This window comes from Alphaproteobacteria bacterium (assembly GCA_019635875.1).
In the GTDB taxonomy this organism is placed as follows: domain Bacteria; phylum Pseudomonadota; class Alphaproteobacteria; order Reyranellales; family Reyranellaceae; genus JAFAZJ01.
Genome location: JAHBYP010000002.1, coordinates 488,595 through 514,578, shown reverse-complemented (window position 1 = coordinate 514,578; position 25,984 = coordinate 488,595). Strand labels below are relative to the sequence as shown.

27 protein-coding genes are annotated in these 25,984 nt (G+C 68.0%); 13 read left to right on the top strand and 14 right to left on the bottom strand.

Annotation, left to right across the window (positions count from 1 at the left end; genetic code table 11):
• Position 1: 1 nt before the first annotated feature.
• The 4 genes from KF889_08630 to KF889_08615 form a co-directional block, all read right to left on the bottom strand.
• Positions 2-574 carry an MmcB family DNA repair protein gene (locus KF889_08630; GenBank protein MBX3499495.1) on the bottom strand — a complete coding sequence of 191 codons (573 nt, stop codon included), beginning with the start codon at positions 572-574 and terminating at the stop codon, positions 2-4.
• A gap of 250 nt (positions 575-824) precedes the next feature.
• Entirely contained in the window at positions 825-1,445 is a 621-nt protein-coding gene (locus KF889_08625; GenBank protein MBX3499494.1) for a helix-turn-helix domain-containing protein, read from the bottom strand.
• A gap of 68 nt (positions 1,446-1,513) precedes the next feature.
• Complete coding sequence (locus KF889_08620; GenBank protein ID MBX3499493.1) at positions 1,514-2,728, bottom strand: sel1 repeat family protein; 1,215 nt, start codon at positions 2,726-2,728, stop codon at positions 1,514-1,516.
• Positions 2,728-3,363, bottom strand: a complete 636-nt coding sequence (locus KF889_08615) for a sel1 repeat family protein (protein ID MBX3499492.1) — start codon at positions 3,361-3,363, stop codon at positions 2,728-2,730. The genes KF889_08620 and KF889_08615 overlap by 1 nt, the downstream gene beginning before the upstream one ends.
• Positions 3,364-3,506: 143 nt before the next feature.
• Between KF889_08615 and KF889_08610 the strand changes: the two genes are divergently transcribed.
• Positions 3,507-4,211, top strand: coding sequence for a cytochrome b/b6 domain-containing protein (locus KF889_08610; GenBank protein MBX3499491.1), 705 nt, complete (start codon positions 3,507-3,509; stop codon positions 4,209-4,211).
• An 84-nt stretch (positions 4,212-4,295) separates the two neighbouring features.
• Here KF889_08610 and KF889_08605 read toward each other — a convergent pair whose 3' ends face one another.
• Positions 4,296-4,739, bottom strand: coding sequence for a cytochrome c (locus KF889_08605; protein MBX3499490.1), 444 nt, complete (start codon positions 4,737-4,739; stop codon positions 4,296-4,298).
• Positions 4,740-4,936: 197 nt separating this feature from the next.
• Between KF889_08605 and polA the strand changes: the two genes are divergently transcribed.
• The 7 genes from polA to KF889_08570 all read left to right on the top strand — a co-directional run bounded on the left by polA (position 4,937) and on the right by KF889_08570 (position 13,362).
• Positions 4,937-7,855 carry a DNA polymerase I gene (gene polA, locus KF889_08600; GenBank protein ID MBX3499489.1) on the top strand — a complete coding sequence of 973 codons (2,919 nt, stop codon included), beginning with the start codon at positions 4,937-4,939 and terminating at the stop codon, positions 7,853-7,855.
• A 29-nt stretch (positions 7,856-7,884) separates the two neighbouring features.
• Positions 7,885-8,634 (top strand): hypothetical protein, encoded by a 750-nt coding sequence (locus tag KF889_08595; GenBank protein MBX3499488.1) that lies wholly within the window; start codon positions 7,885-7,887, stop codon positions 8,632-8,634.
• Between the two features lie 11 nt (positions 8,635-8,645).
• The gene (locus tag KF889_08590) at positions 8,646-9,275 is read left to right on the top strand and encodes a glutathione S-transferase family protein (protein ID MBX3499487.1); all 630 of its coding nucleotides are present in this window, start codon (positions 8,646-8,648) and stop codon (positions 9,273-9,275) included.
• Positions 9,276-9,357: 82 nt separating this feature from the next.
• Positions 9,358-10,989: a thiamine pyrophosphate-requiring protein gene (locus tag KF889_08585; protein ID MBX3499486.1), complete on the top strand. Its 1,632-nt coding sequence runs from the start codon at positions 9,358-9,360 to the stop codon at positions 10,987-10,989.
• 28 nt (positions 10,990-11,017) lie between these two features.
• The gene (locus KF889_08580) at positions 11,018-11,629 is read left to right on the top strand and encodes a hypothetical protein (protein MBX3499485.1); all 612 of its coding nucleotides are present in this window, start codon (positions 11,018-11,020) and stop codon (positions 11,627-11,629) included.
• Between the two features lie 79 nt (positions 11,630-11,708).
• Positions 11,709-12,455, top strand: coding sequence for a TerC family protein (locus tag KF889_08575; protein ID MBX3499484.1), 747 nt, complete (start codon positions 11,709-11,711; stop codon positions 12,453-12,455).
• Positions 12,456-12,492: 37 nt separating this feature from the next.
• Positions 12,493-13,362, top strand: coding sequence for a TauD/TfdA family dioxygenase (locus KF889_08570; protein ID MBX3499483.1), 870 nt, complete (start codon positions 12,493-12,495; stop codon positions 13,360-13,362).
• Between the two features lie 28 nt (positions 13,363-13,390).
• On the opposite strand, the gene KF889_08565 is transcribed toward KF889_08570, so the two are convergent.
• The 5 genes from KF889_08565 to KF889_08545 form a co-directional block, all read right to left on the bottom strand.
• Complete coding sequence (locus KF889_08565) at positions 13,391-14,260, bottom strand: enoyl-CoA hydratase (protein MBX3499482.1); 870 nt, start codon at positions 14,258-14,260, stop codon at positions 13,391-13,393.
• 87 nt (positions 14,261-14,347) lie between these two features.
• Positions 14,348-15,193, bottom strand: coding sequence for an SDR family oxidoreductase (locus tag KF889_08560; protein ID MBX3499481.1), 846 nt, complete (start codon positions 15,191-15,193; stop codon positions 14,348-14,350).
• Between the two features lies 1 nt (position 15,194).
• Positions 15,195-15,590 (bottom strand): RidA family protein, encoded by a 396-nt coding sequence (locus tag KF889_08555; GenBank protein MBX3499480.1) that lies wholly within the window; start codon positions 15,588-15,590, stop codon positions 15,195-15,197.
• Positions 15,591-15,697: 107 nt separating this feature from the next.
• Complete coding sequence (locus KF889_08550) at positions 15,698-17,134, bottom strand: glutamine synthetase (GenBank protein MBX3499479.1); 1,437 nt, start codon at positions 17,132-17,134, stop codon at positions 15,698-15,700.
• Positions 17,135-17,180: 46 nt separating this feature from the next.
• Positions 17,181-18,506 (bottom strand): aromatic ring-hydroxylating dioxygenase subunit alpha, encoded by a 1,326-nt coding sequence (locus KF889_08545; protein ID MBX3499478.1) that lies wholly within the window; start codon positions 18,504-18,506, stop codon positions 17,181-17,183.
• Positions 18,507-18,596: 90 nt separating this feature from the next.
• Between KF889_08545 and KF889_08540 the strand changes: the two genes are divergently transcribed.
• The 3 genes from KF889_08540 (at position 18,597) to KF889_08530 (ending at position 21,183) form a co-directional block, all read left to right on the top strand.
• Positions 18,597-19,298, top strand: a complete 702-nt coding sequence (locus KF889_08540) for a hypothetical protein (protein ID MBX3499477.1) — start codon at positions 18,597-18,599, stop codon at positions 19,296-19,298.
• A gap of 85 nt (positions 19,299-19,383) precedes the next feature.
• Positions 19,384-19,707 (top strand): 2Fe-2S iron-sulfur cluster binding domain-containing protein, encoded by a 324-nt coding sequence (locus tag KF889_08535; protein MBX3499476.1) that lies wholly within the window; start codon positions 19,384-19,386, stop codon positions 19,705-19,707.
• 183 nt (positions 19,708-19,890) lie between these two features.
• Positions 19,891-21,183, top strand: a complete 1,293-nt coding sequence (locus KF889_08530) for an FAD-dependent oxidoreductase (protein ID MBX3499475.1) — start codon at positions 19,891-19,893, stop codon at positions 21,181-21,183.
• A 130-nt stretch (positions 21,184-21,313) separates the two neighbouring features.
• Here KF889_08530 and KF889_08525 read toward each other — a convergent pair whose 3' ends face one another.
• The 3 genes from KF889_08525 to KF889_08515 form a co-directional block, all read right to left on the bottom strand.
• Complete coding sequence (locus KF889_08525) at positions 21,314-22,312, bottom strand: phosphotransferase (GenBank protein MBX3499474.1); 999 nt, start codon at positions 22,310-22,312, stop codon at positions 21,314-21,316.
• On the bottom strand, positions 22,305-23,588 hold the full coding sequence (locus KF889_08520; GenBank protein MBX3499473.1) for an aspartate aminotransferase family protein: 1,284 nt from the start codon (positions 23,586-23,588) through the stop codon (positions 22,305-22,307). The genes KF889_08525 and KF889_08520 overlap by 8 nt, the downstream gene beginning before the upstream one ends.
• A gap of 89 nt (positions 23,589-23,677) precedes the next feature.
• Positions 23,678-24,241 carry a hypothetical protein gene (locus KF889_08515; GenBank protein MBX3499472.1) on the bottom strand — a complete coding sequence of 188 codons (564 nt, stop codon included), beginning with the start codon at positions 24,239-24,241 and terminating at the stop codon, positions 23,678-23,680.
• A gap of 133 nt (positions 24,242-24,374) precedes the next feature.
• On the opposite strand from KF889_08515, the gene KF889_08510 reads away from it, so the two are divergent.
• Both KF889_08510 and KF889_08505 read left to right on the top strand, forming a co-directional pair.
• Positions 24,375-24,734: a type II toxin-antitoxin system RelE/ParE family toxin gene (locus KF889_08510; protein MBX3499471.1), complete on the top strand. Its 360-nt coding sequence runs from the start codon at positions 24,375-24,377 to the stop codon at positions 24,732-24,734.
• 18 nt (positions 24,735-24,752) lie between these two features.
• Positions 24,753-25,133: a helix-turn-helix transcriptional regulator gene (locus KF889_08505; protein MBX3499470.1), complete on the top strand. Its 381-nt coding sequence runs from the start codon at positions 24,753-24,755 to the stop codon at positions 25,131-25,133.
• Here KF889_08505 and KF889_08500 read toward each other — a convergent pair whose 3' ends face one another.
• On the bottom strand, positions 25,134-25,928 hold the full coding sequence (locus KF889_08500; protein MBX3499469.1) for an enoyl-CoA hydratase: 795 nt from the start codon (positions 25,926-25,928) through the stop codon (positions 25,134-25,136).
• Positions 25,929-25,984: the final 56 nt, after the last annotated feature.

Sequence of the window (25,984 nt, the reverse complement as noted above, 5' to 3'; positions counted from 1 at the left end):
CTCAGGCGCCGTCAAGCGCGGTGAAGGCGGGGTCGGCCAAGCGCTGCAGGCGCTCGCCGGCCAGCCGGCTCAGGCGCACCAGCAACGCCTTGCGCCGTGCTGCCGACAGCCTGGTGGCGTCCGGCGGGCGCAGATCGTCGCGCAGCAGCTCGGCACCGAAGGCGTCGGCGAGGATCACGCCGGTTTCGACGGGCAGCAGTTCCAGGGGGAAGGTGGCGGGCGTCGCGAAATAGAAGCGGTCGCACCAGGCGAGGTAGTCGCCCCATTTGGTGTCGACCCGGAAATCCTCGAGGCTGGATTTCACCTCGACAATGACGATCTCGGCGGCGTCGCCCACGGCCACGATGTCGGCGCGCCGGCCGTCGGCCAGCGGCACCTCGAGGATCGGCGACAGGCGGCGCTGGCGCAGCCAGCGCGCGGCACCGCGCGTCACCGCCTGGGTGACCTCGGGTCGGCCAAGAGGATCGTCGCTCAATGCCACTGACTTAGTCCTGTTTTCGTCAGGGATATGACGAGGAGTGGCTAGCCAAGCTGCACTCGGCCTGATATAGTTCCGCCCATAATTCCAAGTCATATGGGCCTGGGGATGGGTGTTTATGCATAACGTTCCAGAAACCACCGAAACTGCTACGCCGTCGCCACGCGAGGACGTCTCCGTGTCCCGCCGTCGTGCGCTCGCGAGGCTCGGGCTCGCCGCCGGTGCCGTCTATACGACGCCGACCCTCCTGCGACTCGACCGTCAGGCGCTGGCGGCATCGACGCCGTGTCCGCCGCCCGGGATGACCGGTGTCTGGCGTCCGCCGAGCTGCCCGAAGAAGTAGCCTTCAGCGCCGCTTGACCCAGCGGACCGGGCTCGCCCATTCGAGCCGGACGTTGACGATCGGCTCGGCGACAAACGACATCAGCAGGTAGGTATTACGTCCGCCGCCCACGGCGAGGCGCTTCACCAGCGTGGGTCCGTTGACCAGCTTCACGACGCACTCGCGGCCGACGCAGGTCGCCGGATCGACGCCGCCCAGCCCGGGATCGCGTCCGTAGAACAGGATGTCGCCGTCGGCGTAGGCCGGCAGCAATGCATCGCCGCGCACCTTCAACGCCACCATGGAAAGCCCCGAGTCCGGCGGCGCCTCCACCTCCTCAGTGCCGGCCCCGGGCGACGGATCGCCGATCATCAGCACCTCGCCGCCGGCGCCGACATGGCCTGCCACCGGACTCATGCGCCGACCGACGCGGATCTCGCCGTAGCGGAACACCGCCGTCGGCACGCCCGCCATGTCGGACAGCACCTCGAGCATTTTGTCGTCGGGGGTGAAAGCGCCCTTTTCCCACCGATGCACGGTGGGTTGGGTGACGCCCAGCCTGGCGGCAAATTCCTGCTGGGTCAGGCCCTTCTGCTTGCGCAGGCCCTTGATGCGATGGCCCAGCTCCCGGAATGGCTCGCGCATCTTCAACCCATGATTGTCATCGAGGCGCATACTAGGGAGCCATAATAATACAAGTCAAGAATATGCCGCTACGGCACCTTGGTCGGCGGGCGTAGGATCGGTGCTTCGTCGTCGGCGTGGGCAACGTGTTCGGGCCTGGGCGTGAACGACAGCGCCGCGTGCTCGGCGCGCTCGATCTGGTCCGGAGTCAGCTTCTCGGCGGCACGGGCCCGCACCTTGGCAGCGTTACTGTGACCCTGGCGCTCGGCCAGCGCCAGCCAGCGATAGCCATCGACCGGATCCGTGGTGCCGGCGACACCACCGCTGAGCCAGATGCCCAGCACATACTGCGCGTCTGCGAAGCCCTGCTCGGCGGCCCGGCGATACCAGCGCTGCGCCGTCGGAAAATCGCGCGGCACGCCGGCGCCGGCGAAGTAGCAGTTGCCCAGCTTGGCCTGGGCCATCGCCACCCCGGCCTCGGCGGCGCGCAGGTACCAGGAGGCTGCCGCCTTGGCGACCTCCTCCTGCTGCCTGCCGCTCCGACCCATGGTCATCTGGCCGAACAGGTCACCCATCAGCAGCGCCGCTTCGGGGAAGCCATGATCGGCGGCGTGGCGCAGCCAGAACTCGGCGCGCGCGCGGTCGCGGCTGACGCCGCGACCCTCCAGCAGCATGGCGCCATAGCGCACCGCTGCCGGCAGATGGCCGGCCTTGGCGGCGCTCAGATACAGCGGCGCGATCTCGCCCCAGCGCTGTGCCGCCTGCGGCGAGGTCTCCAGGGCGCGCGCCCAGGCGTAGGTGCCGTACGGATCGCCGGCCTTCGACGCGCGCTCGTACCACATCAGGGCCTGCGCCGGATCGTGCGGCACGCCGCGGCCGTGGGCATGCATCAGGCCATGGTTGTACGCGGCCCGGGCGATGCCGCCCTCGGCCGCTTCGCGAAACAGCCGGGAGGCCTCGATGTCGTCCCGATTGGTGCCGGCACCTGTGAGGTACTGGAAGGCCAGCCCGAACTTGGCGCGCGCATTGCCGGCGAAGGCAGCGCGGCGCAGCAGGATCATGCCCTCGCCGACGCTGGCTTCGTCGCCGCGCTGCACCAGCAGGATCCCGAGCCAGGCGGCCGCCTCGTCGTCGTCGACCGCCAGGGCGCGCAGAACCGGCTCGGCCGTCGCAGCGTCGCCGCGTTGAGCGGCGGCGATGGCGCTGGCCAGTCCGGCCGGCTTGTCCTGCGCCGACGCCGCAGCGGCGGTGAGTGCCAGCAGCCATGCCAGCGCCATGGCGCGGGAAAGGCGGCCGGAGGCCATCAGCGGCGTGGGGTGAAGTTGTCGGCTGCGGCCTTGGCGCGCTCGATCTGGTCGGGCGTCATGTCCTTGGCCATGGCGGAGAGGAACTGGCCGGCCTCGGGCACGCCGCGCCGTGAAGCGAGCGCCGTCCATTTGTAGGCCTCGACCATGTCCTTGGTCACGCCAGCGCCGTCGGCATGAGTGATGCCGTAGAACAGCATCGAGCGGGCAAAGCCGCGCTCGGCCGAATCCTTGATAAGCGGCACCGCCTTCTTGAGGTCGAAGAGCTTCGACTCCCGGTTGGCGTAGACCTCGGCGCCAAGCAGGAACTGCGCGCGCGGGTCGCGATTGTTGGCCCGGGGCAGCAGGAACCTCTCGGCGCCGGCCCAGTCCTTGGCCTTGATGGCGTCGAAGGCCGGCTGCAGGTCGTTGACCAGATGCGTCTTGCCCTTGCCGGCGTCCTGCTTGCCAGGATCCTGCGGCGGCGGGGCGGGCGCGGGCGACGGCAGGTTGAACGACTTGGGCGGCGGGGCCGGTGCCGTCGGTGTGGTCGGGGTGGGCGAGGTCCCGAAACCCTGGGCCATCGCCGTCGCAGGCCCAACGGCCAGTGCGATCGTCATCGCCAGCCTTGCGCCGATCATCGGTTGAACTGCCATGTCTTCCCTGCGGATCCGCCGAGGTTCGCGAACGGCCCTAGTGCTAGGCGGCCAACATGGCGGAAAGGCGGCGTGGTATCAATCGCTTGACCCGGATCGGCGCGTGGGCACAGTGGCGCGGGGCGTAGCCAACCGAGGATACCATGGCCGGCGAATCGCGATCGAAGCTGCGCGTATGGGATCTGCCGACTCGGCTGTTCCACTGGACCCTTGTTGTGCTCGTGGTGTTCCAGGTCGTCAGCGTCAAATGGGGCCCGGGCTGGGACAAGGAGTTCAACTGGCTGACCCTGCATTTCTGGTGCGGCTACGCAATCCTCGCCCTGCTGCTGTTCCGCATCGCCTGGGGCTTCGTCGGCAGCACCACGGCCCGTTTCGGCCACTTCGTGAAGGGCCCGGGCGCCGGCATCGCCTATCTGCGCGGGCTGTTCGGCGCCAAGGGCGAGCCCGAGATCGGCCATAACCCGGTCGGCGGCTGGATGGTGGTGGCGCTGATCCTCGGTCTGCTGTTCCAGATCGTCACCGGCCTGTTCGCCACCGATACCGACATGGGCTACTACGCCGGACCGCTTGCGAAATTCGCCAGCGATGGCTTCGGCACTGGCGCGACCAAGCTTCATACCTTCTGGATCAACGTGCTCTACGTGATGGTGGCGCTGCATGTCAGCGCCTCGCTGTTCTATCTCGTGGTCAAGCGGCAGAACCTCGTCGGCCCGATGTTCAGCGGTGACAAGCTGTTTCCGGCCGACATGACCGCACCGAGCCTGCGGTTCGCCAGCGCGCGCCTGGCGCTGTCGCTGCTGATCGCGGCGGCTTGCATCGTCTACCTCATCGTGCGCATCGGCGGTTGACGCGAAACGGCCGGTCGCGAGGACCGGCCGCTCGTGTGTCGGCAGACGCGCTGCGCGCGTTCCGACAGCGCATCGTACGTGGGATTACTTCGCGCGATACTTCTCGTGGCAGGCGCCGCAGGTCTTGCCGGTTGCGCCGAAGGCCGCGGTGAGCGCTTCGATACTGCCCGAACCCGCGGCCGCCGCCATGGCGTCGGCGGCGTTGGCCGACGCAGTGTTGGCAGCTTCGAAGCCGGCCCAGTCAGTCCAGATCACCGGCAACGCCTTGGTGTCGCCCTTGTCCGAGCCCTTGGGATAGAGCTTGGTGTGCGCCACCGTGAGTTCCTTGATCTTGGCAGCATGTGCCTGCGCGCCCGAGGTTGCGCCCTTCGCGTCGATGATGCCCTTGATGGCCTTCATCGCGGCGCCGGCCTGCTTGCGGTTGTCCTTGCGGGCCGCGATCGGATCGGTCGCCTGCGCCAGCACCGTGCCGACCAGAGCGCCCGACAGGGCAAGGCCGATGGCGCCGACGATCAGTCCCTTACGCATGGTGGATCCTTTCCTGGTGTCCCCCGACGGTTTCGCCTCCCGCATCCGACCGCCCGTCGCCCGGTCGAACGCAATAACCCTACACGAATAAACACCTTTGTCTCATGACTCTTCCTCAGAATTTTTCCCCATCGCGGTTTCGAGTCCGTGCCCGCCCGCCTCTTGAATGCCCGGTCCGAAAGTTGTGAGGTGCGGGCATGCCATCGACCGACACCAACAAGCCGCTCCGCCATCTCTGGCTGATCGACGGCTCGGGCTACATCTTCCGCGCCTTCCACGCGCTGCCGCCGATGACCCGGCCGGACGGCACGCCGATCAACGCCGTGTTCGGCTATTGCAAGATGCTGACGCAGTTTCTCGACGATCCGGCGATCGATCACGTTGCCGTGATTCTCGATGCCGGACGCGAGACGTTCCGCAATGGCATCTATCCGCAATACAAGGCGCACCGGCCGGAGCCGCCGGAAGAGCTGATCCCGCAGTTCCCGCTGTTCCGCGAGGCCACGCGCGCCTTCGGCCTGCCCTGCATGGAGCTGGCGGGCTTCGAGGCAGACGACCTGATCGCGACCTACACGCGCGAGGCGGTCGAGGCGGGTGCCGACGTCACCATCGTGTCCTCGGACAAGGACCTGATGCAGCTGGTCGGCGATCGTGTCTGGCTCTTCGACCCGATCAAGATGCGCAAGCTGGGCCGCGAGGCGGTATTCGAGAAATTCGGCGTGACGCCCGAGAAGGTCGTCGACGTGCAGGCGCTGGCCGGCGACAGCACCGACAACGTGCCGGGCGTGCCCGGCATCGGCGTGAAGACCGCGGCGCAGCTGATCACCGAGTACGGCGATCTCGACGCGCTGCTGCGGCGCGCCGGCGAGATCAAGCAGCCCAAGCGGCGCGAGGCGCTGCAGAACAATGCGGAGCTGGCGCGGATATCGCGGCAACTGGTGAAGCTGCGCGACGACGTGCCGGTGAAGGAGCGCGCTGACTCGTTCGACAAGCGCGCGCCTGACACGTCGAAGCTGGTGCCATGGCTGGAGCAGCAGGGCTTCCGCTCGCTGCTGGCGAAGTATCGCAACGGCGGGCCGGCTCCCGCAGCGACCCCGGCCGCCGTGCCAGGCCCGGCGGCGGTCGCACCGAAGGCGCAGACCGCAGTCATTGCCGCTGCCGACGATCGCGTCGCCACGGCGCGCGACTGGCGCATCTCGGATCGTCCCTTCAGCCTGATCGACTACGAACTCGTCACGACGGCGGCGCAGCTCGAGGATTTCGTCGCCGCCGCGCGCAAGGCGGGCGTCATCGCCTTCGATTGCGAGACCGACGCGCTCGATTCGCTCAATGCCAATCTCGTGGGCGTGTCGCTGGCGCTTCCCGACGGACCGGTCGGCGACATCGATGTCTCGCGCCGTCGCGCCGCCTATGTGCCGCTGGGCCATCGCCCGCCGGCGGCGCCCAAGCAGGGCGCGCTCGATCTCGGCGGCGAGCAGGCGGCGGCGTCGGGCTCCGACGCGCTGCTGCCCGGCCAGCTGGCGCTCGCCGACATGATCCGCGTCCTGAAGCCGCTGCTCGAGGACGAGGGTGTGCTGAAGATCGGCCAGAACATCAAGTACGACTACGCCGTCTTCCTGCGCCACGGCGTCGTCATCGCGCCGATCGACGACACCATGCTGCTGTCCTTCGTGCTCGACGGCGGCAAGAACGGCCACGGCATGGACGAGCTGGCCGAGCTGCATCTGGGCGTCTCGACCATCAAGTTTGCCGATGTCGCCGGCTCGGGCGTCAAGCAGGTGAGCTTCGACCGCGTGCCGATCGACAAGGCACGCGACTACGCCGCGGAAGACGCCGACGTCACCATGCAGCTGTGGCTCACGCTGAAGCCGCGCGCCGCCGACGAGCACATGTCGACGATGTACGAGCGCATCGAGCGGCCGCTGATTCCCGTGCTGGTCGATATGGAGCGTGCCGGCGTCAAGGTCGACGCCACCGAGCTCAAGCGGCTGAGCGCCGATTTCGAGCGGCGCATGGCCGAGTACGAGGCCGAGGCGCACAGGCTCGCCGGCAAGAGCTTCAACGTGAACTCGCCCAAGCAGCTCGGCGAGATCCTGTTCGACGACATGAAGCTGCCCGGCGGCAAGCGCAACAAGAACGGCGCCTGGGCGACCGATGTCGGCATTCTCGAAGAGCTTGCCGACGCGGGCCACGCGCTGCCCAGGGCGATCATGGAGCACCGCCAGCTGGCGAAGTTGAAGGGCACCTATACCGACACGCTGGTGACGCAGATCGATCGCCGGACCGGTCGCGTGCACACCTCCTATCACATGACCGGCGCCTCCACCGGCCGGCTGGCCTCGACCGATCCCAACCTGCAGAACATTCCGGTGCGCACCGAGGACGGACGCAAGATCCGCAAGGCTTTCGTCGCCGAGAAGGGCAACACGTTGCTGTCGGCCGACTACTCACAGATCGAGCTGCGCCTGCTGGCGCATGTCGCCGGCATCGAGTCGCTCAAGGAGTCCTTCGCCCGCGGCGAGGACATCCACGCGCGCACCGCCTCGGAGGTCTTCGGCGTGCCGATGGCGGGCATGGACCCGATGGTGCGGCGCCAGGCCAAGGCGATCAATTTCGGCATCATCTACGGCATGTCGGCGTTCGGCCTGGCCGCCCAGCTCGGCATCGCCCAGGGCGAGGCGCGGCGCTACATCGAAGCCTATTTCGAGCGCTATCCCGGCATCCGCGACTACATGGACCGCACGCGCAAGTTCTGCCGCGAGCGCGGCTACGTGATGACGCCGTTCGGCCGCAAGATCCACCTCACCGGCATCAACGACAAGAATCCGGCGCGGCGCGGCTTCTCCGAGCGCGCGGCGATCAACGCGCCGCTGCAGGGCGGCGCCGCCGACATCATCAAGCGCGCGATGATCGCCCTGCCCGGCGCGATCGAGGCCGCCGGGCTCAAGACCAGGATGCTGCTGCAGGTGCACGACGAGCTGGTCTTCGAGGCGCCGCTCGACGAAGCCGACGACGCCGGTGCGGCGATCAAGGCGACGATGGAGAAGGCCGCGACGCTGTCGGTGCCGCTGGTCGTCGAGGTCGGCCGCGGCGCCAGCTGGGCCGAGGCGCATTGAGCATGCGCGCCACAAGCGGTTGTCGCGCGATGCTCGTCGCGCTGGCATGCGTCGCGATGATGGGCGGCGGCGCGGCTGCCCAGGACAGCAATCCCGTCGTGCGGCCGACGATGATTGCACCGGGCACCAACGCCGTCATCGAAGCGGGCGAGCCCAGCGGCTGGTCCAACCCCGAGGACATGCAGGCCACCACCGGAACCGCGGCGATCCCGGCGGCGACTCGACAGCTCTGGACCGAGGAAGCCCGGCGCATGCAGCGCTTGGGCACGACGACGACGCTCAAGGCCAGTCGCTCGGGTGGCGTGCTGATGCTGGCGCTGAACGGGGGGCGCACGCTCAAGCTCTTCGATCAGGGTGTCCCCGGCTCGGCTCTGTACGACGGCGATCGTTTTCACCTTCTGGTCGACTTGCCGCTGGCGGCCAATCTCTACGCCGTCGACGTGATGATGAACGAGTTCGACTTCCACTGGCTGATACTGCCGTCGACCGGCGTAATGACGTCGCTGCCGGGCAAGCCGGTGCTGTCGGCCGATCTGCGGCGCGCCTTCGGCTTTCGCGACGAGCTGATGAATGGCCGCGAGCTGGCGGTGGTGTCGATCGGGCCAGACCAAGTGACGCATGACGAGGTCTCGTGGCAGCCGGACAACGAACCCGACACCGAATACGCCCTCAGCTGGACCGCCGACGGCCAGGCCATCACGGTTTCTGAGGTTCGACAGAAGACGCACCGCACCAGCTTCCGGCTGCTCCTGAAGGATGGGGCATGGCGGCGCGAGTAGGGGAACAAATCATGCTGAAGATCTACGGGCGCGCCAACTCGATCAATGTGCAGAAGGCACTGTGGGCGGCCGACGAATGCGGGCTGGCCTATGATCGTCTCGATGTCGGCGGTGCCTTCGGCGGCAACGACCAGCCGTGGTATCGCTCGATGAATCCCAACGGCGTGGTGCCGACCATCGACGACAACGGCTACGTGCTGTGGGAGTCCAACTCCATCGTGCGCTACTTCGCGGCGACGCACGCGGCGGGCACCCTGTGGCCGCTGGAGCCACGCGCGCGCGGCGAGGCCGAGCGCTGGATGGACTGGCAGCTGAGCACGATCTCGGCCGGCATGACGACCCTGTTCTGGGGCCTGATCCGCACGCCGCCGGAGAAGCGCGACAACGAAGCGATCGAGAAGGCGCGGGGCGCGACGGCCGCGCTGTGGCAGCGGCTCGACGGCCATCTCGCCAACCGCCTCTTCGTCGCCGGCGCCACCTTCACCATGGGCGACATCCCGGTTGGCGCCATGGCCTATCGCTGGCTGCACCTGCCGTTCAAGCGCGACGACCTGCCGGCGATGCCGCACCTGAAGGCTTGGTACGACCGTCTCGCCGAGCGGCCGGCCTATCGCAAGCACGTCACGATTCCCATGACCTGACGCATAGCGGCCCAGCGCCCGGACACGATGGACTCCGCCGTGTCCGGGCCGCCATGATCCTCCCGCACCAGGGAGGAATCACATGAAAGTCGGTCTGGCGATCTCCGAGATCCTCAAGCGCGAAGGCGTCGACGTCATCATCGGCTATCCGGTGAACCATATCCTCGAGCTCGCCGCCCATCTCGACATCAGGCCGATCATCGTGCGCCAGGAGCGCATCGGCCTGCACATGGCCGACGCCATCTCCAGGCTGACGCGCGGCAAGAAGATGGGCGTGTTCTGCATGCAGCACGGCCCGGGTGCGGAGAACGCCTATGGCGCCGTGGCGCAGTGCTTCGGCGAATCGGTGCCGGTGCTTGTGATGCCGATGGGCTACGCCCGGCGCATCGCGCATATTCCGCCCAATTTCAACTCGACCATCGCCATGGCCGGCGTCTCCAAGCACTCCGAGCCGATCACCTCGGGCGCGGAGGTGCCCAACATCATGCGCCGCGCCTTCTCGGCGTTGCGCAATGGCCGCGGCGGTCCGGTGGTGATCGAGGTGCCGACCGACACCTTCGCCGAGGAGGTGGCGGAGCCGATCGACTACACGCCGGTGCTCTCGACCCGCTGCGGCCCCGACCCGGACGCGGTGAAGCAGGTGGCCAAGGTACTGATGGGCGCGCAGAAGCCGGTGATCTATGCCGGCCAGGGCGTGCACTGGGCCGATGCCTATGCCGAGCTGAAGGAGCTGGCCGAGCTGCTGGCGATCCCGGTCTGCACCAGCCTCGAGGGCAAGAGCTGCTTCGACGAGACGCATCCGCTGGCGCTGGGCGCCGGCGGCCGCGCCATGCCCAAGGCGGTGCACCAGTTCCTCGCCGAATCCGACGTGATCTTCGGCATCGGCTGCAGCTTCACCGAGACGAACTTCGGCGTGTCGATGCCCAAGGGCAAGACGATCATCCAGGCCACGCTCGACCCGGCGCATCTCAATAAGGACGTGCGCGTGCAGCACGGCCTGATCGGCGATGCCCAGCTGACCCTGCGCGCGGTGATCGAAGCCTGCAAGGCCGCCGGCGCGACCAAGAAGGATCCGACGGCTGTCGCGAAGCAGATCGCCGCCGTGCACGAGGAGTGGCTGAAGGCCTGGCTGCCCAAGCTCGAGTCCAACGACGAGCCGCTCAATCCCTACCGCGTGCTGTGGGAGCTGCAGAAGACCGTCGATGTCGCCAACACCATCATCACCCACGACGCCGGCAGCCCGCGCGACCAGCTCTCGCCGTTCTGGAAGAGCACCGCGCCGCACACCTATATCGGCTGGGGCAAGACCACCCAGCTCGGCTACGGCCTGGGCTTGGCCATGGGCGCCAAGCTCGCCAAGCCGGACAAGCTGTGCATCAACGTCTGGGGCGACGCGGCCATCGGCTTCACCGGCATGGATTTCGAGACCGCGGTGCGCGAGCGCATCCCGATCCTGTCAATCCTGCTCAACAATTTCTCGATGGCGATCGAGCTCGCGGTGATGAAGGTCTCGACCGAGAAGTACCGTTCGACCGACATCTCCGGCGACTACGCCGCCATGGCGCGCGCCTTCGGCGGCTACGGCGAACGCGTCACCAAGGTTTCGGAGATCGCCGCCGCCATCAAGCGCGGCATCGAGCAGACCAAGCAGGGCAAGCCGGCGCTGCTGGAGTTCATCACGTCGAAGGAGACGTCGATCTCGACGTTCAAGTGATGCTGCGGCACGGGCCCGGGTCCAGTTCATGAGAGCACGCGCTGGGTGGCTCGGCGTTCTGGCCCTGGTTCTCGCCGCCGCGATCGGCCCGACGGCGCGCGCCGATATCATCGAGCTGTCGGTGCGTATCGTCGACGAGCAGGGCGGGCCGCACGCCGCGATGCCGACCCGGCTCGTCGTCGGCAGCGAGCCGAGTTCCCGTCGCGCGGATGCCGGCGCGCGCCTGATCGCCGATGCCGACGGCCGCGTCTCGCGCACGCTGGAGGCGACGATCGAACGACGCTGGTCGACGGGCGACTACCTCGTCCCGCGTCGACTGGACACGCTGTCCGTCGGCATCGAGCTCGACCTTGTCGGCCGGCGCGCGCTGTACTGGGTGAGGCTCACCGACCACGGCCGACGCGGCGCATCGATCGGCATCGAGACCTTCGTGCAGGGGCGCGACGGCACCTTCGATGCGCCGCTCAGGCACGTGCCGCCGGCGTCGTGGCAATTCCCCGACCAGCCGGGCGGGCTGCTGATGAGCGACATCGGCGTGAAGCCGCGCAGCTGGAACCTGGAGAGCGACACATTGGCCGACGGCAGGCGCCGGTGGCGGGCGACGATCGAGCTGACCAAGCAGGTCTTCGCCCGCCGATGACGTCGCGCGGCGACAGTTGACGTGAAGCAGACGGACCCGGCATGTCGTCGGAGTCGTTCCGCCACAGGAGCCCACTGCGATGCTCGCCGACCTCGTCACGCTGTTCTCAGATCCCGCCGTCTGGGCGGCGCTGGCGACCCTGATCGCGCTGGAGATCGTGCTTGGCATCGACAATCTGATCTTCATCTCGATCCTGACCAACAAGCTGCCGGAAGCGCAGCGCAAGGTGGCCCGTCGTATCGGCATCGGCCTGGCGCTGATCATGCGCCTGGGTCTGCTGGGCACGGTGGCGCTCATCGTGCGGCTCAGGGAGCCGATCGTCGAGGTGATGGGTCACGGCCTGTCGTGGCGCGACGTCATCCTGATCGCCGGCGGACTGTTCCTGGTGTGGAAGGCGACCAAGGAGATCCACCACCACGTCGATCCCAATCACGGTCCCGACATTTTCCAGGGCGCGGCCAGGGTCATGAGCTTCGGCGCGGCGATCGTGCAGATCGTGATCCTCGATCTCGTCTTCTCGATCGACAGCATCATCACCGCCGTCGGCATGACCCCGCACGTGCCGGTCATGGTGATCGCCGTTGTAATCACCGTGATCGTGATGCTGATCGCGGCCGATCCGCTGTCGCTCTTCATGGAGAAGAACCCGACGCTGGTGATACTGGCGCTGGCCTTCCTGCTGATGATCGGCATGACGCTGATCGCCGAGGGCTTCGGCGCGCACGTGCCCAAGGGCTATATCTACGCCGCGATGGCCTTCTCGGTGTTCGTCGAGATCCTGAACATGCTCTCCCGCCGGGTGAACCGGAAGCGCAAGGCCGACTAGGACGCCATGCTCCGGGAAGACGAAGTGGAGGATTGCCATGCCCGACACCGCGATGAGCCAGGCCGAGCGCCTGCGCGTGATCCCGCTGGGCGGTTCGTTCGGCGCGCGCATCGAGGGACTCGATCGCTCGGTGCCGGCCGACGAGGCGACGCGCGCCGCTCTGATGAAGGCCTTCCTCGACCACCAGCTGCTGGTCGTGCCGGGCGCGCCGATGACGGCGCCGCAGATGCGCGACTTCAGCTCGATTTTCGGCGAGGTCGTACCGCAGGTGCTGCGCTACAAGCGCGTCGGCGACATGCCCGAGGTTTCGCGCATGGAAAGCACGCTGAAGCCCGGCGGCGGCACCGACATGACCGCGATCCGCGCCGAGGACTGGCACACCGACGATTCGTACATGTCGATCCCGGCGCGCGGCACGGTGCTGCACGCGCATGAGATTCCCAGCAGCGGAGGCATGACCTGGTTCTGCGACATGTACGGCGTTTACGAAGCGCTGCCCGAGGCGATCCGCAGCCGCATCGACGGTCGCGTGGCGGTGCACGGCTACGACACGCCGCGAGCCCGCAACCGTCCTTCGCCGCGCACTGCGCTGGAGATCGCCGAGACGCCCGACGTGGTGCATCCGCTGGTGCGCACTCATCCGCAGACCGGCCGCAAGGCGCTCTATATCAACTCGAACCGCCTCGATCGCATCGAGGGCATGCAGCGTGCCGAAAGCGACGCCCTGCTCGACGAGCTCTACGCCTTCGCCCGACAGCCGCGCTTCCACCACGGCCACCGCTGGACGGTGGGCGACGCGGTGGTCTGGGACAATCGCTGCCTGATGCACAGGGTTGACGTCGACTACCCACCCGGCGAACCGCGCATCATGCTGCGCACGCTGCTGCGCGGCGAGAAGCCGGTGTAACTCATACCTTCCCCGGAGGGGGAAGGAACTATTCCGCAGCCTGCTTCTTCGCCGCGTTGGCCTTGGTCGCCATCGGGCCCATCAGGCCCGTGGGATCGACCAGCGTGCCGTGGTTGAGCTGGTTGTGCGCGTGCGCCAGATGATGCAGCGCGAACGACACCTGCATCGCCGTGCGCCTGCCCTGCGCATCCTGCGCGGCGTTCACCGCCTCCTTCACCAGCTTCAGCGCGAACATCGGCTTTTGCGCGATGCGCTCGGCCATGGCGAAGGTGAAGTCGAGCAGCTCGGCGCGCGGCACGACGTGGTTCACCATGCCCAGCCGCAGCGCCTCCTTGGCCTCGATCCAGTCGGCGGTGAACAGGAACTCCTTGGCCTTGCGCACGCCCATCTCCCAGGGGTGCATGAAGAACTCGGCGCCACCGACGCCCATCGCCACGGTCTGGTCGAGGAAGGCGGTGTCGTCGGCTGCTACGATCAGGTCGCAGGGCCACATCAGCATCAGCCCGCCAGCGATCAGCTTGCCGTGCACCGCCGCGATGGTCGGCTTCGGGATGTTGCGCCAGCGCTCGCAGAAGCCGATGTAGATCTCCTTCTCGCGCGCGAACTGCGCTTCGGCGCCGGGCTTGCCGAAGCCGCTCCAGGTCTCGACCGTCTCGTGCTTGCGCATGTTGTCGTGGCCGCCCTGCTCGCGCAGGTCGTGGCCCGAGGAGAAATGCGGGCCGACGGCCGACAGCACGATGACCTTCACGTCGTCGTCCTGCGCCGCGCGGTCGAAGGCGTCGTTGAGTGCATAGAGGAAGGCGGTGTCCTGCGCATTGCGCGTCTCGGGCCGATTCAGCACGAGGTGCGCCACGTGCGGACGCGGCTTGCTGTAGAGGATCGTCTGATTCTCGCTCATGAGGCGTCTCCTCGATCTGATTGCTGTCATCCCGAGCGTAGCGAGGGATCTGGATGTCTCGCTACGCTCGACATGACAGGGAAGGCATCATTCCGCCGCCTTGGGCTTGCCGAGATAGTCGCCGGTGGGCGAGGGCGATTCGGCCGAGCCTGCCGTCGCGCCGGCGTCGACCGGCAGGATCACGCCGGTGACCCAGCGCGCTGCGTCGCTGCACAGATAGAGCACGGCGTGGCCGACATCCCAGCCGTTGCCCTCGACCTGCAGCAGCGAACGCTTGCGCCTCAGCTCGCGCTGCTCCGGCGTCATGCCGCGCGAGTAGACCATGGGCGTGTAGACCATGCCCGGCGCGATGCAGTTCACGCGGATGCCCTCGCGGCCGTGATGCGCCGCCATGGCGCGTGTCAGCTGCACCACCGCGCCCTTCGACGTCGGATAGAGCAGGCTGGGATGGCCGCCGCGCAGGCCGGCCACCGAGGCGATGTTGACGATCGCGCCTGATTCCAGCCTGCGCATCTCGGGGATGACGTACTTCGCCATCGCCACCATCGAGGTGACGTTGATGCGCATGGCGTGGTCGAAGGCGGCGAGGTCGATGTCGACGGCGTTGCCCACCGGCCCGCCGACGCCGACATTGTTGACCAGCGCATCAACGCGGCCCCAGGCATCGACCGCCGCCTTCACCGCCGCCTGGCATTGCGCGGCGTCGGTGACGTCGGCCTGCCGAACCAGGCAGGTGCCGCCCTCGTCGCGGATCATCTTCGCCGTGGCCTCGGCCCACTCGGGCACGGCATCGATCAGCAGCACCCTCGCACCGGCGCGCGCCATCAGGATCGCAGCGGCGCGGCCATTGCCGATGCCGTCGGCGCGCGAGCCGGCGCCGGTGACGATGGCGACCTTGCCGTCCATGCGGTGCTCGGGCAGCGCGTCGGCCATGTCAGCTGCTCGAGCCGATCACCGCCACGGCCTCGATCTCGACCAGCAGCTCGGGCGCCGCCAGCGCCGAGATCTCGACCAGGGTGCTGGTCGGGAAGTCGCCGGTGAAGAACTCGGCGCGCGCCTTCCACACGCCGGTGTTGTTGGCGATGTTGGTGACGAAGATCGTTACCTTCACCACGTCGTCCATCTTGCCGCCGGCGGCTTCGACGAGATCCCTGATCTTGGAAAAGATGGTCTTCGACTGCTCGTACTCGTCGGCGCCGCCGACCTTGTCGCCGGTGCGCGCCGTCATGCCGGCGACCCAGACCATATCGCCGACGCGGATGCAGTTGGACCAGCGCTGCGGTGGCGGTTCGGCCACCTTCGGCGAGGTGACGCGCGTGCGTTTGGTCATGGCTCGATTCCTCCCCAGCTCGTCATTCCGAGCGTAGCGAGGAATCTTCGCGGCAGGGAGTCCTCTATCGAGAGGATTCCTCGCTGCGCTCGGAATGACAGGGTTGCTCAGAACAGCTCGAAATACTCGCGCTGCTCCCACTCGGTGACTTCCGCCTGGAAGCGCGCCAGCTCGTGTTCCTTGATCCTGGCGTAGTAGGACACGAAGGCCTGGCCGAAGCCATCGACCAGCACCGCGTCGTCCCGCAATGCGGCCAGGGCCGCGCCGAGGCTGGTGGGCAGCATCGGCGCCCGGGTCTCGTAGGGCGTGTCGGCCGACGGCCCGGGCTCGAGATTGCGCGTCAGCCCGTCGAGTCCGCTCACCACCTGCGAGGCCATGTAGAGATAGGGATTCGCCGTGGGCTCGCCGACGCGGTTCTCCAGCCGCGTCGCCGGATCGCCGGGCCCGCCCAGCGCGCGCACCATCACGCCACGGTTGTCGCGACCCCAGATCGCGCGGTCGGGCGCCAGCGAGTAGGGGCGGTAGCGCTTGTAGCCATTCAGCGTCGGCGTGCTGAACACCGTGGCGCCGCGCGCGTGATCGAGCAGTCCGGCGAGCCAGCGCCGCGCGACGTCGGAGAAGGGCCGTGCCGGGTCGTCGATCATGAAGGCGTTGGCGCCGCTTTTGCGATCGCGCAGCGACTGGTGCAGGTGCCAGCCGCTCGACATCACGTTGGGCAGGCGCGGCCGGCACATGAAGGTGGCGTGGTAGCCATGGCGTCGCGCGATCTGCTTCACCGCCGAGCGGAACAGCATCATGGTGTCGGCCGATTCGAGCCCGATGCCCGGCGCGAAGGTGAACTCGCACTGGCTCGGCCCATACTCGAGCTCGACCGTACGCAGGGGCAGGCCGAGCTTGAGCACGTCGCGCCGGATGATCTCGAACACCGGATCGAACAGGTCGTAGCGCTGCTCGGTGAGGTACTGGTAGCCGGTGGTCAGCAGCGATACTTCGGGCGGCGAGCCGGGCTGGCCGGAGTCCGAGGGCTGGAGCCTGGCGTCCACCAGCTTGAAGACGTGGAACTCGACCTCGAGGCCGGCGACGAAATCGAAGCCGGTGTCGGCGAGCCTGGCCAGCACACGGCGATAGAGATCGCGGGTCGAGAACGGCACCGGCTGGCCGGTGGCGAAATACAGATCGCACAGCATCCAGCCCGTCTTCGGTGCCCAGGGCAGCACCCTGAACGTCGTCGGATCGGCGACCATCAGCGCGTCGGCCGCGCCTTCCATCTCCTTCATGCCGAAGCCGCCGCCGGGCGTGAAGGCGGGGAAGACGGTGCGATGCGCGGTGTCCTTGGCCAGCAGCGTGGTGGTCACTCCCACCCCGCTCTTCATTGAAGATTCGAGCGCGGCCGCCGTCACCGACTTGCCGCGCAGCACGCCGTGCTGATCGGCGAAGGACAGCCGGATCACCTCGAGCCCCTCGGCCTCGACCCGGCGCAGCACCTCGCGCGCGGCCTCGACCTGCGCCGGACTCCACAGCCCGTAACGCTCGACGAGGCTCATGCTGGGACCGCCGGCGTCCCGCCGGCTCTTCGTTGCCGCCCAGTCATCACGCTGCCGATCGCTTCCACGGCGCGGAGTCGCGGCGCTTGCGATCGATCTCGGGCCAGAAACTCTCCCAACCCTCGGTGGGACCGATCGCATCCATCGTGGCGGGGCCGGTCATGCCAGCAGCGGACGCGCGGTCGAGCACCATCAGCGGCCGCTCGCCGGCCTGCGCCTGCTCGATCGCCTTCACCAGCAGGCGGCGGTTGGCGATGATCGCCTTGTCGGTGGTGCCGAGATGCTCGCGCGTGCGATCGGCGATCGGTCCCTGCGACTCGCAGGCCCACTGGTCGTGCACGTTGATGTCGAAGCCCATGCCGGTGAAGGTCTTGCTGCGCTGCTCGGCGGGGTCGTAGCCCCACTCGTTGTGGCGACCCAGCCGCGGCTTGTAGTCGGGCAGCTGGTAGAGGTCGAGCCGCTGCTCGGTCATGGTCTTCTTGTCGACCGGCCCGCCGAAGCTGGTGAAGATCGCGTACCAGTAGTTCGAGGTGTCGTCGACCGGCACGTGCCACTGCGTGATCGTCATCTCGCCCGAGAGCGGAATCAGGAACGCATTGGGGAAGATCAGGTTGGTCACCCGCAGATGCGTGCGCTGCTTGTCGATGCGCCTTCGCGAGAACAGCCGCAGGCCCCACGGCACGGGCTGCACGTCGATGTCGGGCCGCGGGAACTCGCGCAGCAGGGTGGTCATCGGGATGTCCGAGCCCATCGAGGCGGCGCGGAACTGGCGACCATAGGTGTTCGAGCCGCTGGCGCTCTCGTCCTCCTCGAAGCGGTGCAGGAAGGAGGCGTGCGCCGGGTCGATGCCGACCTCCAGCGCTTGCAGCCAGTTGCAGGCCATGTGGCCCTTGAAGGCGAAGACGTGGCTGTCGGGCGCGATGAAGCAGTCGAAATCGGGGAACGCCGGCGCCTCGCCGGCGCCGAGATAGCCCCAGATGATCCCCGAGCGCTCGACCACGGGATAGGATTTCTGCTTCACCCGCTGGCACAGCACGCCGCCGCCATCCGGCTCGCCCGGCATCTCCAGGCAGTTGCCCTGGACGTCGAACAGCCAGCCATGGAACGGGCAGCGCAGGCCGCCATGCTCCAGCCGGCCATAGGCGAGGTCCGCACCGCGATGCGGGCAGTCGCGGTCGATCAGCGCCAGCTTTCCGGACTCGTCGCGGAAGACCACAAGATCTTGTCCCATCAGTCGTACGGAACGCAATGGGCGGGGTCCCTGCAACTCGACCGCCAGCGCGATGGGCTGCCAGTACTGCCGCATCAGCGTGCCGCATGGCGCCGCCGGCCCGGTGCGGGTGATGAGATCGTTCTGTTCGCGCGATATCATGGCGATCCCCCGCTCAGGACATGGACAACAGCCTACCCAGCCACGGGACGTTTGGGCAACATCGCGCCGCCCGGCAAGGGAATGGTTGAGATGGGCAAGGCGCAGTTCGACTACCTGGTGAACATCTCGGAGTCGGCCTTCCGTTCGATCACGCTCGCCACCATCGAGAGCTATTCCGGCGTCTCGCCGCCGCGCGGCAAGGGCCGGCCGCGCAAGTATCTCGAAGCCTACGGCCTGCTGTGGGGTTACGAAACCACGCTGCGCAACGGCAAGCCCTGCTTCACCGTCGAGGCGGCGACCACCGACATCAACGCCGAGCGCGACCACACCTCGGTGACGCCCTCCAAGCACGGCCTGCAGACGATGAACGCCATCGTCTCGGCCTACTGGCCGAACTGGCGCTTCATCGGAGACTTCCACAGCCATCCGTTCAAGCCCAGCCAGGCGATGCCGCGCCGACCGGCGCTGTCGAAGGAGGACATCGAGACGGTCGAGGATGCCGACAGCCCCTATCCCAGTCTCGGCTATCGCGTCTGCCTGCTGACCAGCATCAAGCAGATGACCAGGCGCGGTGCCAAGGAGCCGGAGTATCTCGGCAACAACGCCATGGAGTGGACGATGCACAATCTGCGCCTGTCGCTGGCGGCCTGGGTCGCCCAGCCGCGCGCGCGCGGCAAGCGGCTCACGCTCTATCCGCTGCAGCAGCACATCGGCCGGCCGCGCGCCAACGGCAACCGCAATGTCTGGCTGCAGGCGCCGGTGCATCTCATCCACGACAACCTCGGCGACTGACGCCGATCGCACCTCTTGCCGCCTCGCATCGCGTCTGATCTAACGCAGGCCGACCATTCCATCTGTCCGGGATCCCGCGTCCGACATGCCCACCATCAACTACGTGCTCAAGGACGGCACAAGCCGCGCCATCGACGTGCCCAACGGCACCAGCGTCATGCTGGGCGCCATCAACAACAATCTGCGCGGCATCGACGCGGAATGCGGCGGGTGCTGCTCCTGCGCCACCTGCCATGTCTACATCGACGAAGCCGACATGGCGCGGCTGAAGCCGGCCGACGCGGTCGAGAACGAGCTGCTCGAAGGTGTCGCTGCCGAACGCAAGTCGACCAGCCGGCTGTCGTGCCAGATCGACGTGACGCCGGCGCTCGACGGACTCACCGTCCACATGCCCGAGCGCCAGAGCTAGGATGGTTGAGTCCTTCTGTCATTCCGAGCGCCGCGCGGAAGCCAGCGAAGAGCCTGGATTCCGCGCGGCGCTCGGAATGACAGAGGACCTGTGCCGGCGAGGACGGCTCTAGTGCCGCCCGAGGAAATCGTCGGCGCCGTCATCGAAGGCGCGGTGGAGCTGGCCGGCGCAGTCGTCAAGGCGGTGCTCGACGATGACGAGAAGAAGCCCGACACCGGTGAGGGGCTCATCATCGTCGGCGGCTCCTATGCCGGCGCGCAGATCGCCGCCTCGGCGCGCGACGCAGGTTACGCCGGCCGCATCCGCCTGGTCAGCGCCGAGGCGCATCCGCCCTACCACCGCCCGCCGCTCAGCAAGGCCTATCTGCTGGGCAAGGCCGAGCGCGACTCGCTGCCCATCCGCGGCGCCGCCTTCTACGAGCAGGAGAAGGTCGAGCTGCTGCTGTCGACGCCGATCGTCGCCGCCGATCGCACCAACCGCACGCTGACGACCTCGGGCGGCGACGTGCTGCGCTGGGACCGGCTGGCGCTGGCCACCGGCGCGCGGGCGCGCACCTTGCCGGGCGTGCCGGACAAGGTCCTGACCCTGCGCGATCTCGCCGATGCCGACCGGCTGCGCGACATCGCGGCCAACGCCCAGCGACTCGTGGTGATCGGCGGCGGCTATATCGGCCTGGAGGCCGCCGCCTCGCTCAGCCAGCTCGGCAAGAAGGTCAGCGTCGTCGAGATGCAGGACCGCCTGCTGGCGCGCGCCGCCACGCCGGCGCTGGCGCAGTTCGTCGCCGAGGCCCATCGCGCGCGCGGCGTCGAGCTGCTGTTCGGCGCGCGCGATGTCGGCTTCGAGCACGACCGCGGCATTCTCGCCGGCGTGCGGGCCACCGACGCCGCCGGACATGTCCACATCCTGCCGGCCGACCTCGCCGTGGTCGGCATCGGCGTGGTGCCCAACACCGAGCTCGCCGCGACGCTGGGTCTCGCCGTCGACGACGGCATCCGCGTCGATGAATTCGCGCGCTGCCTTGATGCGAGCAGCGGCGCGGCTCTGCCGGAGATCGTCGCCGCCGGCGACTGCACGCGCCATCCCAGCCGCTGGAACCCGGTGCAGGGCATGGGGCTGCGGCTCGAATCGGTGCAGAACGCCACCGACCAGGCGAAGACGGCAGGCGCCACGATCGCATCGTCATCGTCGGCCAAGCCCTATGACGCCGTGCCGTGGTTCTGGTCGGACCAGTTCGACCTGAAGCTGCAGATGGTCGGCCTGACCGGCATCCCCGACGCGACCGTGACGCGCGGCGACATGGCGTCGAGCCGCTTCTCGCTGTTCCACTTCCGCGCCGGCGCGCTGGTCGGCGTCGACTCGGTCAACAAGCCCGCCGACCATATGCTTGCCCGCCGCCTGCTGGTCGCGCGGGCATCGCTCACGCCCGAGCAGGCGGCCGACGCGGCGTTCGACCTGCGCTCGGTGCTGCCGACGTAGTCTTTTACTTCCCCCGGAGGGGGAAGGTGGCGCGCAGCGACGGAAGGGGGATGTCGAAGACGGACTCAGGCGTTCGCTTTGACATCCCCCTTCCGCCCTTCGGGCACCTTCCCCCTCCGGGGGAAGGGACTCATGGCGGCACAAACGCCGCGCATTGCGCGCAGACGTCGTCCTTCATGCGGTGGAAGTTGGGCGTGACGCCGAGCTCGGGTCGCTGGTGGTACCAGCCGATCTGCACCATGCCGCGCATCAGGTGGAACATCGGCAGCAGCGCAAGGTCGGCATCGGGCAGCACGCGCAGGCGGCGGTAGCCGCGCAGGAAGGCGGCCTCGGCGGCAGGGTACTCGGCCGTGCCCTGCTGGTGGATCAGCGCCACGGCGATGTCGTAGAGGTGCCAACCGAAGCCGGTGTCGTCGAAATCGATTACCGTCAGCTTCTTGCCATCCACCAGCACGTTGCGCGGATGCATGTCGGCGTGGATCAGGCTGTAGGTGCGCGGATCGCGGCCGTAGCGCGCCAGCGCCACGCGCACGCGATCGCGCGTGTCGAGCAGCAGGCGCGCTTCAGCCGGCGTCAGCAGCCTGTGCTCCCAGAACGGACCCCAGAACGGCCGGTCGCCCATCAGCCCGTCGGTGTCGAGGTGATGGCGGGTGAAGCCCTGCGGCACCTGCCACGCGGCGGCCTGGTTGTGCATCGAAGCGGTGATCGCGCCGAGCTGCTCGAAGGCCGTGGCCTGCCACGCCGCGTCGGTGGTCTCGGCCAGCGCCTCCGACAGCAGCCGGCCCTCGGTCCAGCTGATCATGCCGGCGTAGCGTTGCTCGCCGGTGCCGGGCACCGCGACCCGCACGTACTCGCTGCCGTCGCGCGCCAGCACCGGCGTCGGCACGGAAATGCCGGCCTCGACCAGCGCGCGCAGCCAGACGCGCTCGGAGATCAGCTCCTCGAGCGTGTGGTACCAGGGGCGGTGCAGGCGGAAGACGTACTGCGTGCCGTCGCGCGCGTCGCTGACGCGAAACGTGATGTTCTCGGCCACCGCCACCAGGTCTAGCGTCGCGGGCTCGATCGCGAAGGACTGCAGCGCCTCGCGCGCCGGTGGCTCGAAGATGCGCCGTGCCTCGTCCCTATCCATCGAGCGTGGCAATCGTCTCGTCGAACGCCTTGAGGAAGTCCTCGGCATGCGCCCGGGTGAACACCAGCGGCGGGCGGATCTTCACCACGTTCCGGAAGGCGCCGGCGTTGCTGGTGAGGAAGCCCTTGTCCTTGAGCCTGTTGACGACCTCCACGGTGCGCTTCTCGTCGGGCTCCTTCGCCGCGCCGGGCTTGACCATCTCGACGCCGATGAACAGGCCATGGCCGCGCACGTCGCCGATCGCCGCCGAGCGCGGCTGGCGCTTGGTCAGCTCGCCCTTCAGCCAGGCGCCCACCGTGCCGACACTTTCACGCAAGCCGTCGCGCTCGATCACGTCGAGCACCGCCGTGCCGACCGCCGCCTGCAGCGGGCTCGAGGCGAAGGTGTTGAAGTAGCGCGTCTTGCTGCGGAAGGCGTCGATCAGCTTCTTGCTTGCCGCCGTTGCCGCCAGCGGCAGGCCGTTGCCCATCGGCTTGCCGCTGACGGCGATGTCGGGCGTGAAGCCGGAGACCTCATAGCCCCACCATTCGCCGGTGCGGCAATAGCCCGCCTGTACCTCGTCGGAGATCAGGATGCCGCCTGCCTTGCGCACAATCTCCGCCGCACGCGGCATGAAGCCTGCCGGCACGACGGGCAGGCCCTCGTTGGCGAAGATCGAGCAGACGATCAGGCCGGCGAAGCCGGTGCCGTCGGCCTCCAGCGCGCGGATCGCGCCCTGCAGGCGATCGAGATAGGCCTCGCACAATTCCGCCTCGGTCGCGTTCGGCTTGATCGGCCGGAACGTCTCGGGGAAGGGAATGGCGGCGACGTCGCCGCTCTCATTGCGCTCGGCTGTCAGCCTTGTCAGCGCGCCCACGGCCTCGCTGTTGCCGTGATAGGTCGCGTTGGTGCAGACGATGCCGCGCTTGCCGGTGACCATGCGCGCGATGCGCAGCGCGATCTCGTTCGCCTCGGTGCCCGAGCAGGTGAAGATCACGCTCTCGATGCCGGGATGATGCAGCGCCGCCAGCCGCTCGGCGAAGGCGATGATGCCCTCGTGCAGGTAGCGGCTGTGCACGTTGAGCGTGCCCTGCTGGCGCACCATCGCGTCGACGACATGCGGATTGGCGTGCCCGACGCAGGGCACGTTGTTGTACATATCGACGTAGCGCTTGCCCGAGGCGTCGTACAGGTAAACACCCTCGCCGCGCACGATGTGCAGCGGCTCGTCGTAGAACAGCGGCGCGCCCGCGCCCATCGCCCTGTCGCGGCGCGCTGTCAGCGTGGCGGTACTCATGCTCGGCCTCCGATCCTCTGTCATCCCGAGCGTAGCGAGGGATCCAGGGTTGCCTGGACCCTCGCTACGCTCGGGATGACAGCAATACGCTAATCGTTCGGCCAGCGCCGGTCGACAGCCTCGCGCAGGGGAGAGCGGATTTCCGGCGGCGCATGGCGGAAATACCGCAGCGCCGACTGGAGGTTCTCGCTCTGCAGACTCGCGAGATGGCCGATGGCCGCGTCGAGCGAGAACGCCGTGCCTGTCTGGTCGACAAAGTTGCTGGCCAGCGCCGTCCAGATCACGGCGCCGTAACCCGATCGCAGCGCCCAGCTCTCGATGGTGACGATCGAACGCGGATGGCGCTCCCATGCCGTCTCGTTGCGCGTGTGCGCGAGCGTGTCGATGAAGCCGATGCCGTCGGGTCCGGGCATGTTCTCGCGTCGACGCAGATTGTCGATCGCCTCGTCGAGGTCGAGATGGGCGCTGGGCGCGACGTAGGTCGTGCAGGGCGTGCCGCGATCCTCGTCGATCACCAGCGTCAGGCGCCGGTCGAGCGAGACACGGCTGAACTCCAGCGGCAGCGACGGACCATCCGGCCTGAACGGCCCGCCCAGCATCAGATCGCGCCTGTCCCAGACCAGCGAGCCCCAGGCTAGAATGGCGATGCGCACGCGCTACCTCCCGTGCATGTGCCGAGCCATCCGACACCGCATTCGGCCGGATAGGCAAGTGGCTCGATGTGATGATCCGGCGGACATCTCCTTATCGCATTGACACGATATAGCTTGAACACTATATCTTGTCGTGGCTTGGACTATCGCCTTTCATAGCGAGTTCGAACCGGAGTTCGCGGCAATGCCCGAGGCGGTCCAGGACGCGCTGTTGGAGTCGGCGAAGGTGCTGGAGGCGATCGGTCCGACCCTGGGGCGACCGACAGTCGACACGCTCAAAGGTTCGGCCTACGCCAACATGAAGGAAATGCGTTTCGACGAGACAGGCGGCGTCTGGCGTGTCGCTTTCGCGTTCGACCCGAGACGCCAGGCGGTTCTGCTTGTGGCCGGCGACAAGGGCGGGCTGAGCCGCAAGATGCAGGTCAAGTTCTGCAGGGATCTGATCGCCAGGGCCGACGCGCGGTTCGCGCGGCACCTGCGGGCGACGAAGTAGCATCGAGAGGAGCGTTGCATGGCGAAGACACTGAGCGACGTCATGGCGCGGCTGCCGGCGGAACGGCGCCGCAGGATCGAGGCGCGTGCGCGGGCCCGGATCGACGAGGAGCTGGCCTTGCGCGATCTGCGCAAGGCCATGGGCAAGACCCAGGTCGAAGTCGCCCGCAAGCTGCGCATCTCGCAGGTCACGTTGTCGGATACGGAGCGGCGCACGGACGTGATGCTGTCGACATTGCGCAAGTATGTGGGGGCACTGGGCGGTGAGCTCGATCTGATCGCCCGCTTTCCCGACCGCAAGCCTGTGCGGATCGCGCAACTTTCGGACCTGGGATCGACGGCCACAAAGTCCGGGCCGAGCCGGATCGCCACCAAGCGCAGGTCGAGCGGTCCCGCGTAGTCAACGCCCCTTGAACACCGCCGGCCGCTTCTCGACGAAGGCCTTCGACGCCTCCTTGTGGTCCTCGGTGTCGCTGGTGCGCGAGTGGCCGTTGGCCTCGGTGTCGAAGCAATCCTCCAGCGTGCCGTCCTCGGCGGCGTTGAAGTTGCGTTTCATGTAGCCCAGCGCGACGCGCGGGCCGTGCGCCAGGCGTTTCGCCAGCGCCATCGTCTCGGCGAGGAGCTTGTCGTCGTCGAACACGGCGTTGGCGAGACCGAGCTTCTCCATGCGCTCCGAATCGATCATGTCCGAGAAGTAGTAGAGCTCGCGCGCCCGCGCCGTGCCGACGATGCGAGTGAGGAAATAGGAGCCGCCGAAATCGCCGGAGTAGCCGACCTTGGCGAAGGCGGTGGTCATGCGCGCGCTGCGGGCGGCGTAGCGCAGGTCGCAGGCCAGCGCCATCGACAGGCCGGCGCCGGCGGCGACCCCGTTGAGCATGGCGATGGTCGGCTTGCTGATCTCGTGCAGCAGGCGTGAGACCTCCATGCGCCGGCGCAGCGCGCGGATCTTCTGCTCTAAGGGCTCGGGCTCCTGGTCGGCGCGGCCGGCCATGGCGCGCACGTCGCCGCCGGCGCAGAAGGCGCGGCCGGCACCGGTCAGCACGATGGCGCCGACCGAGGAGTCGAGCTCGAACTTCTGCAGCGCCTCGAGCATCGCCGCACCCATGTCGCGCGACAGCGCGTTGAGCGCCTGCGGCCGGTTCATGGTGAGCGTGGCGACGCCGTCGTCGACGGAGACGAGAAGGTCGGTGGTCATCAAGTCACTCCTGTCATCCCTGGCGCAGCGAGGGATCTAGGTCTGCCTGGATGTCT

Excerpts from the sequence above, each read along its gene's own strand:
- KF889_08590 (MBX3499487.1), top strand. The coding sequence starts at position 8,646 with ATGCTGAAGATCTACGGGCGCGCCAACTCGATCAATGTGCAGAAGGCA.
- KF889_08500 (MBX3499469.1), bottom strand. The coding sequence starts at position 25,928 with ATGACCACCGACCTTCTCGTCTCCGTCGACGACGGCGTCGCCACGCTC.
- KF889_08605 (MBX3499490.1), bottom strand. The coding sequence starts at position 4,739 with ATGCGTAAGGGACTGATCGTCGGCGCCATCGGCCTTGCCCTGTCGGGC.
- KF889_08550 (MBX3499479.1), bottom strand. The coding sequence starts at position 17,134 with ATGAGCCTCGTCGAGCGTTACGGGCTGTGGAGTCCGGCGCAGGTCGAG.
- KF889_08595 (MBX3499488.1), top strand. The coding sequence starts at position 7,885 with ATGCTCGTCGCGCTGGCATGCGTCGCGATGATGGGCGGCGGCGCGGCT.
- KF889_08575 (MBX3499484.1), top strand. The coding sequence starts at position 11,709 with ATGCTCGCCGACCTCGTCACGCTGTTCTCAGATCCCGCCGTCTGGGCG.
- KF889_08545 (MBX3499478.1), bottom strand. The coding sequence starts at position 18,506 with ATGATATCGCGCGAACAGAACGATCTCATCACCCGCACCGGGCCGGCG.
- KF889_08625 (MBX3499494.1), bottom strand. The coding sequence starts at position 1,445 with ATGCGCGAGCCATTCCGGGAGCTGGGCCATCGCATCAAGGGCCTGCGC.
- KF889_08570 (MBX3499483.1), top strand. The coding sequence starts at position 12,493 with ATGCCCGACACCGCGATGAGCCAGGCCGAGCGCCTGCGCGTGATCCCG.
- KF889_08535 (MBX3499476.1), top strand. The coding sequence starts at position 19,384 with ATGCCCACCATCAACTACGTGCTCAAGGACGGCACAAGCCGCGCCATC.
- KF889_08555 (MBX3499480.1), bottom strand. The coding sequence starts at position 15,590 with ATGACCAAACGCACGCGCGTCACCTCGCCGAAGGTGGCCGAACCGCCA.
- KF889_08520 (MBX3499473.1), bottom strand. The coding sequence starts at position 23,588 with ATGAGTACCGCCACGCTGACAGCGCGCCGCGACAGGGCGATGGGCGCG.
- KF889_08505 (MBX3499470.1), top strand. The coding sequence starts at position 24,753 with ATGGCGAAGACACTGAGCGACGTCATGGCGCGGCTGCCGGCGGAACGG.
- KF889_08620 (MBX3499493.1), bottom strand. The coding sequence starts at position 2,728 with ATGGCCTCCGGCCGCCTTTCCCGCGCCATGGCGCTGGCATGGCTGCTG.
- KF889_08580 (MBX3499485.1), top strand. The coding sequence starts at position 11,018 with ATGAGAGCACGCGCTGGGTGGCTCGGCGTTCTGGCCCTGGTTCTCGCC.
- KF889_08610 (MBX3499491.1), top strand. The coding sequence starts at position 3,507 with ATGGCCGGCGAATCGCGATCGAAGCTGCGCGTATGGGATCTGCCGACT.
- KF889_08565 (MBX3499482.1), bottom strand. The coding sequence starts at position 14,260 with ATGAGCGAGAATCAGACGATCCTCTACAGCAAGCCGCGTCCGCACGTG.
- KF889_08585 (MBX3499486.1), top strand. The coding sequence starts at position 9,358 with ATGAAAGTCGGTCTGGCGATCTCCGAGATCCTCAAGCGCGAAGGCGTC.
- KF889_08630 (MBX3499495.1), bottom strand. The coding sequence starts at position 574 with ATGACTTGGAATTATGGGCGGAACTATATCAGGCCGAGTGCAGCTTGG.
- KF889_08525 (MBX3499474.1), bottom strand. The coding sequence starts at position 22,312 with ATGGATAGGGACGAGGCACGGCGCATCTTCGAGCCACCGGCGCGCGAG.
- KF889_08615 (MBX3499492.1), bottom strand. The coding sequence starts at position 3,363 with ATGGCAGTTCAACCGATGATCGGCGCAAGGCTGGCGATGACGATCGCA.
- KF889_08560 (MBX3499481.1), bottom strand. The coding sequence starts at position 15,193 with ATGGCCGACGCGCTGCCCGAGCACCGCATGGACGGCAAGGTCGCCATC.
- polA (MBX3499489.1), top strand. The coding sequence starts at position 4,937 with ATGCCATCGACCGACACCAACAAGCCGCTCCGCCATCTCTGGCTGATC.
- KF889_08540 (MBX3499477.1), top strand. The coding sequence starts at position 18,597 with ATGGGCAAGGCGCAGTTCGACTACCTGGTGAACATCTCGGAGTCGGCC.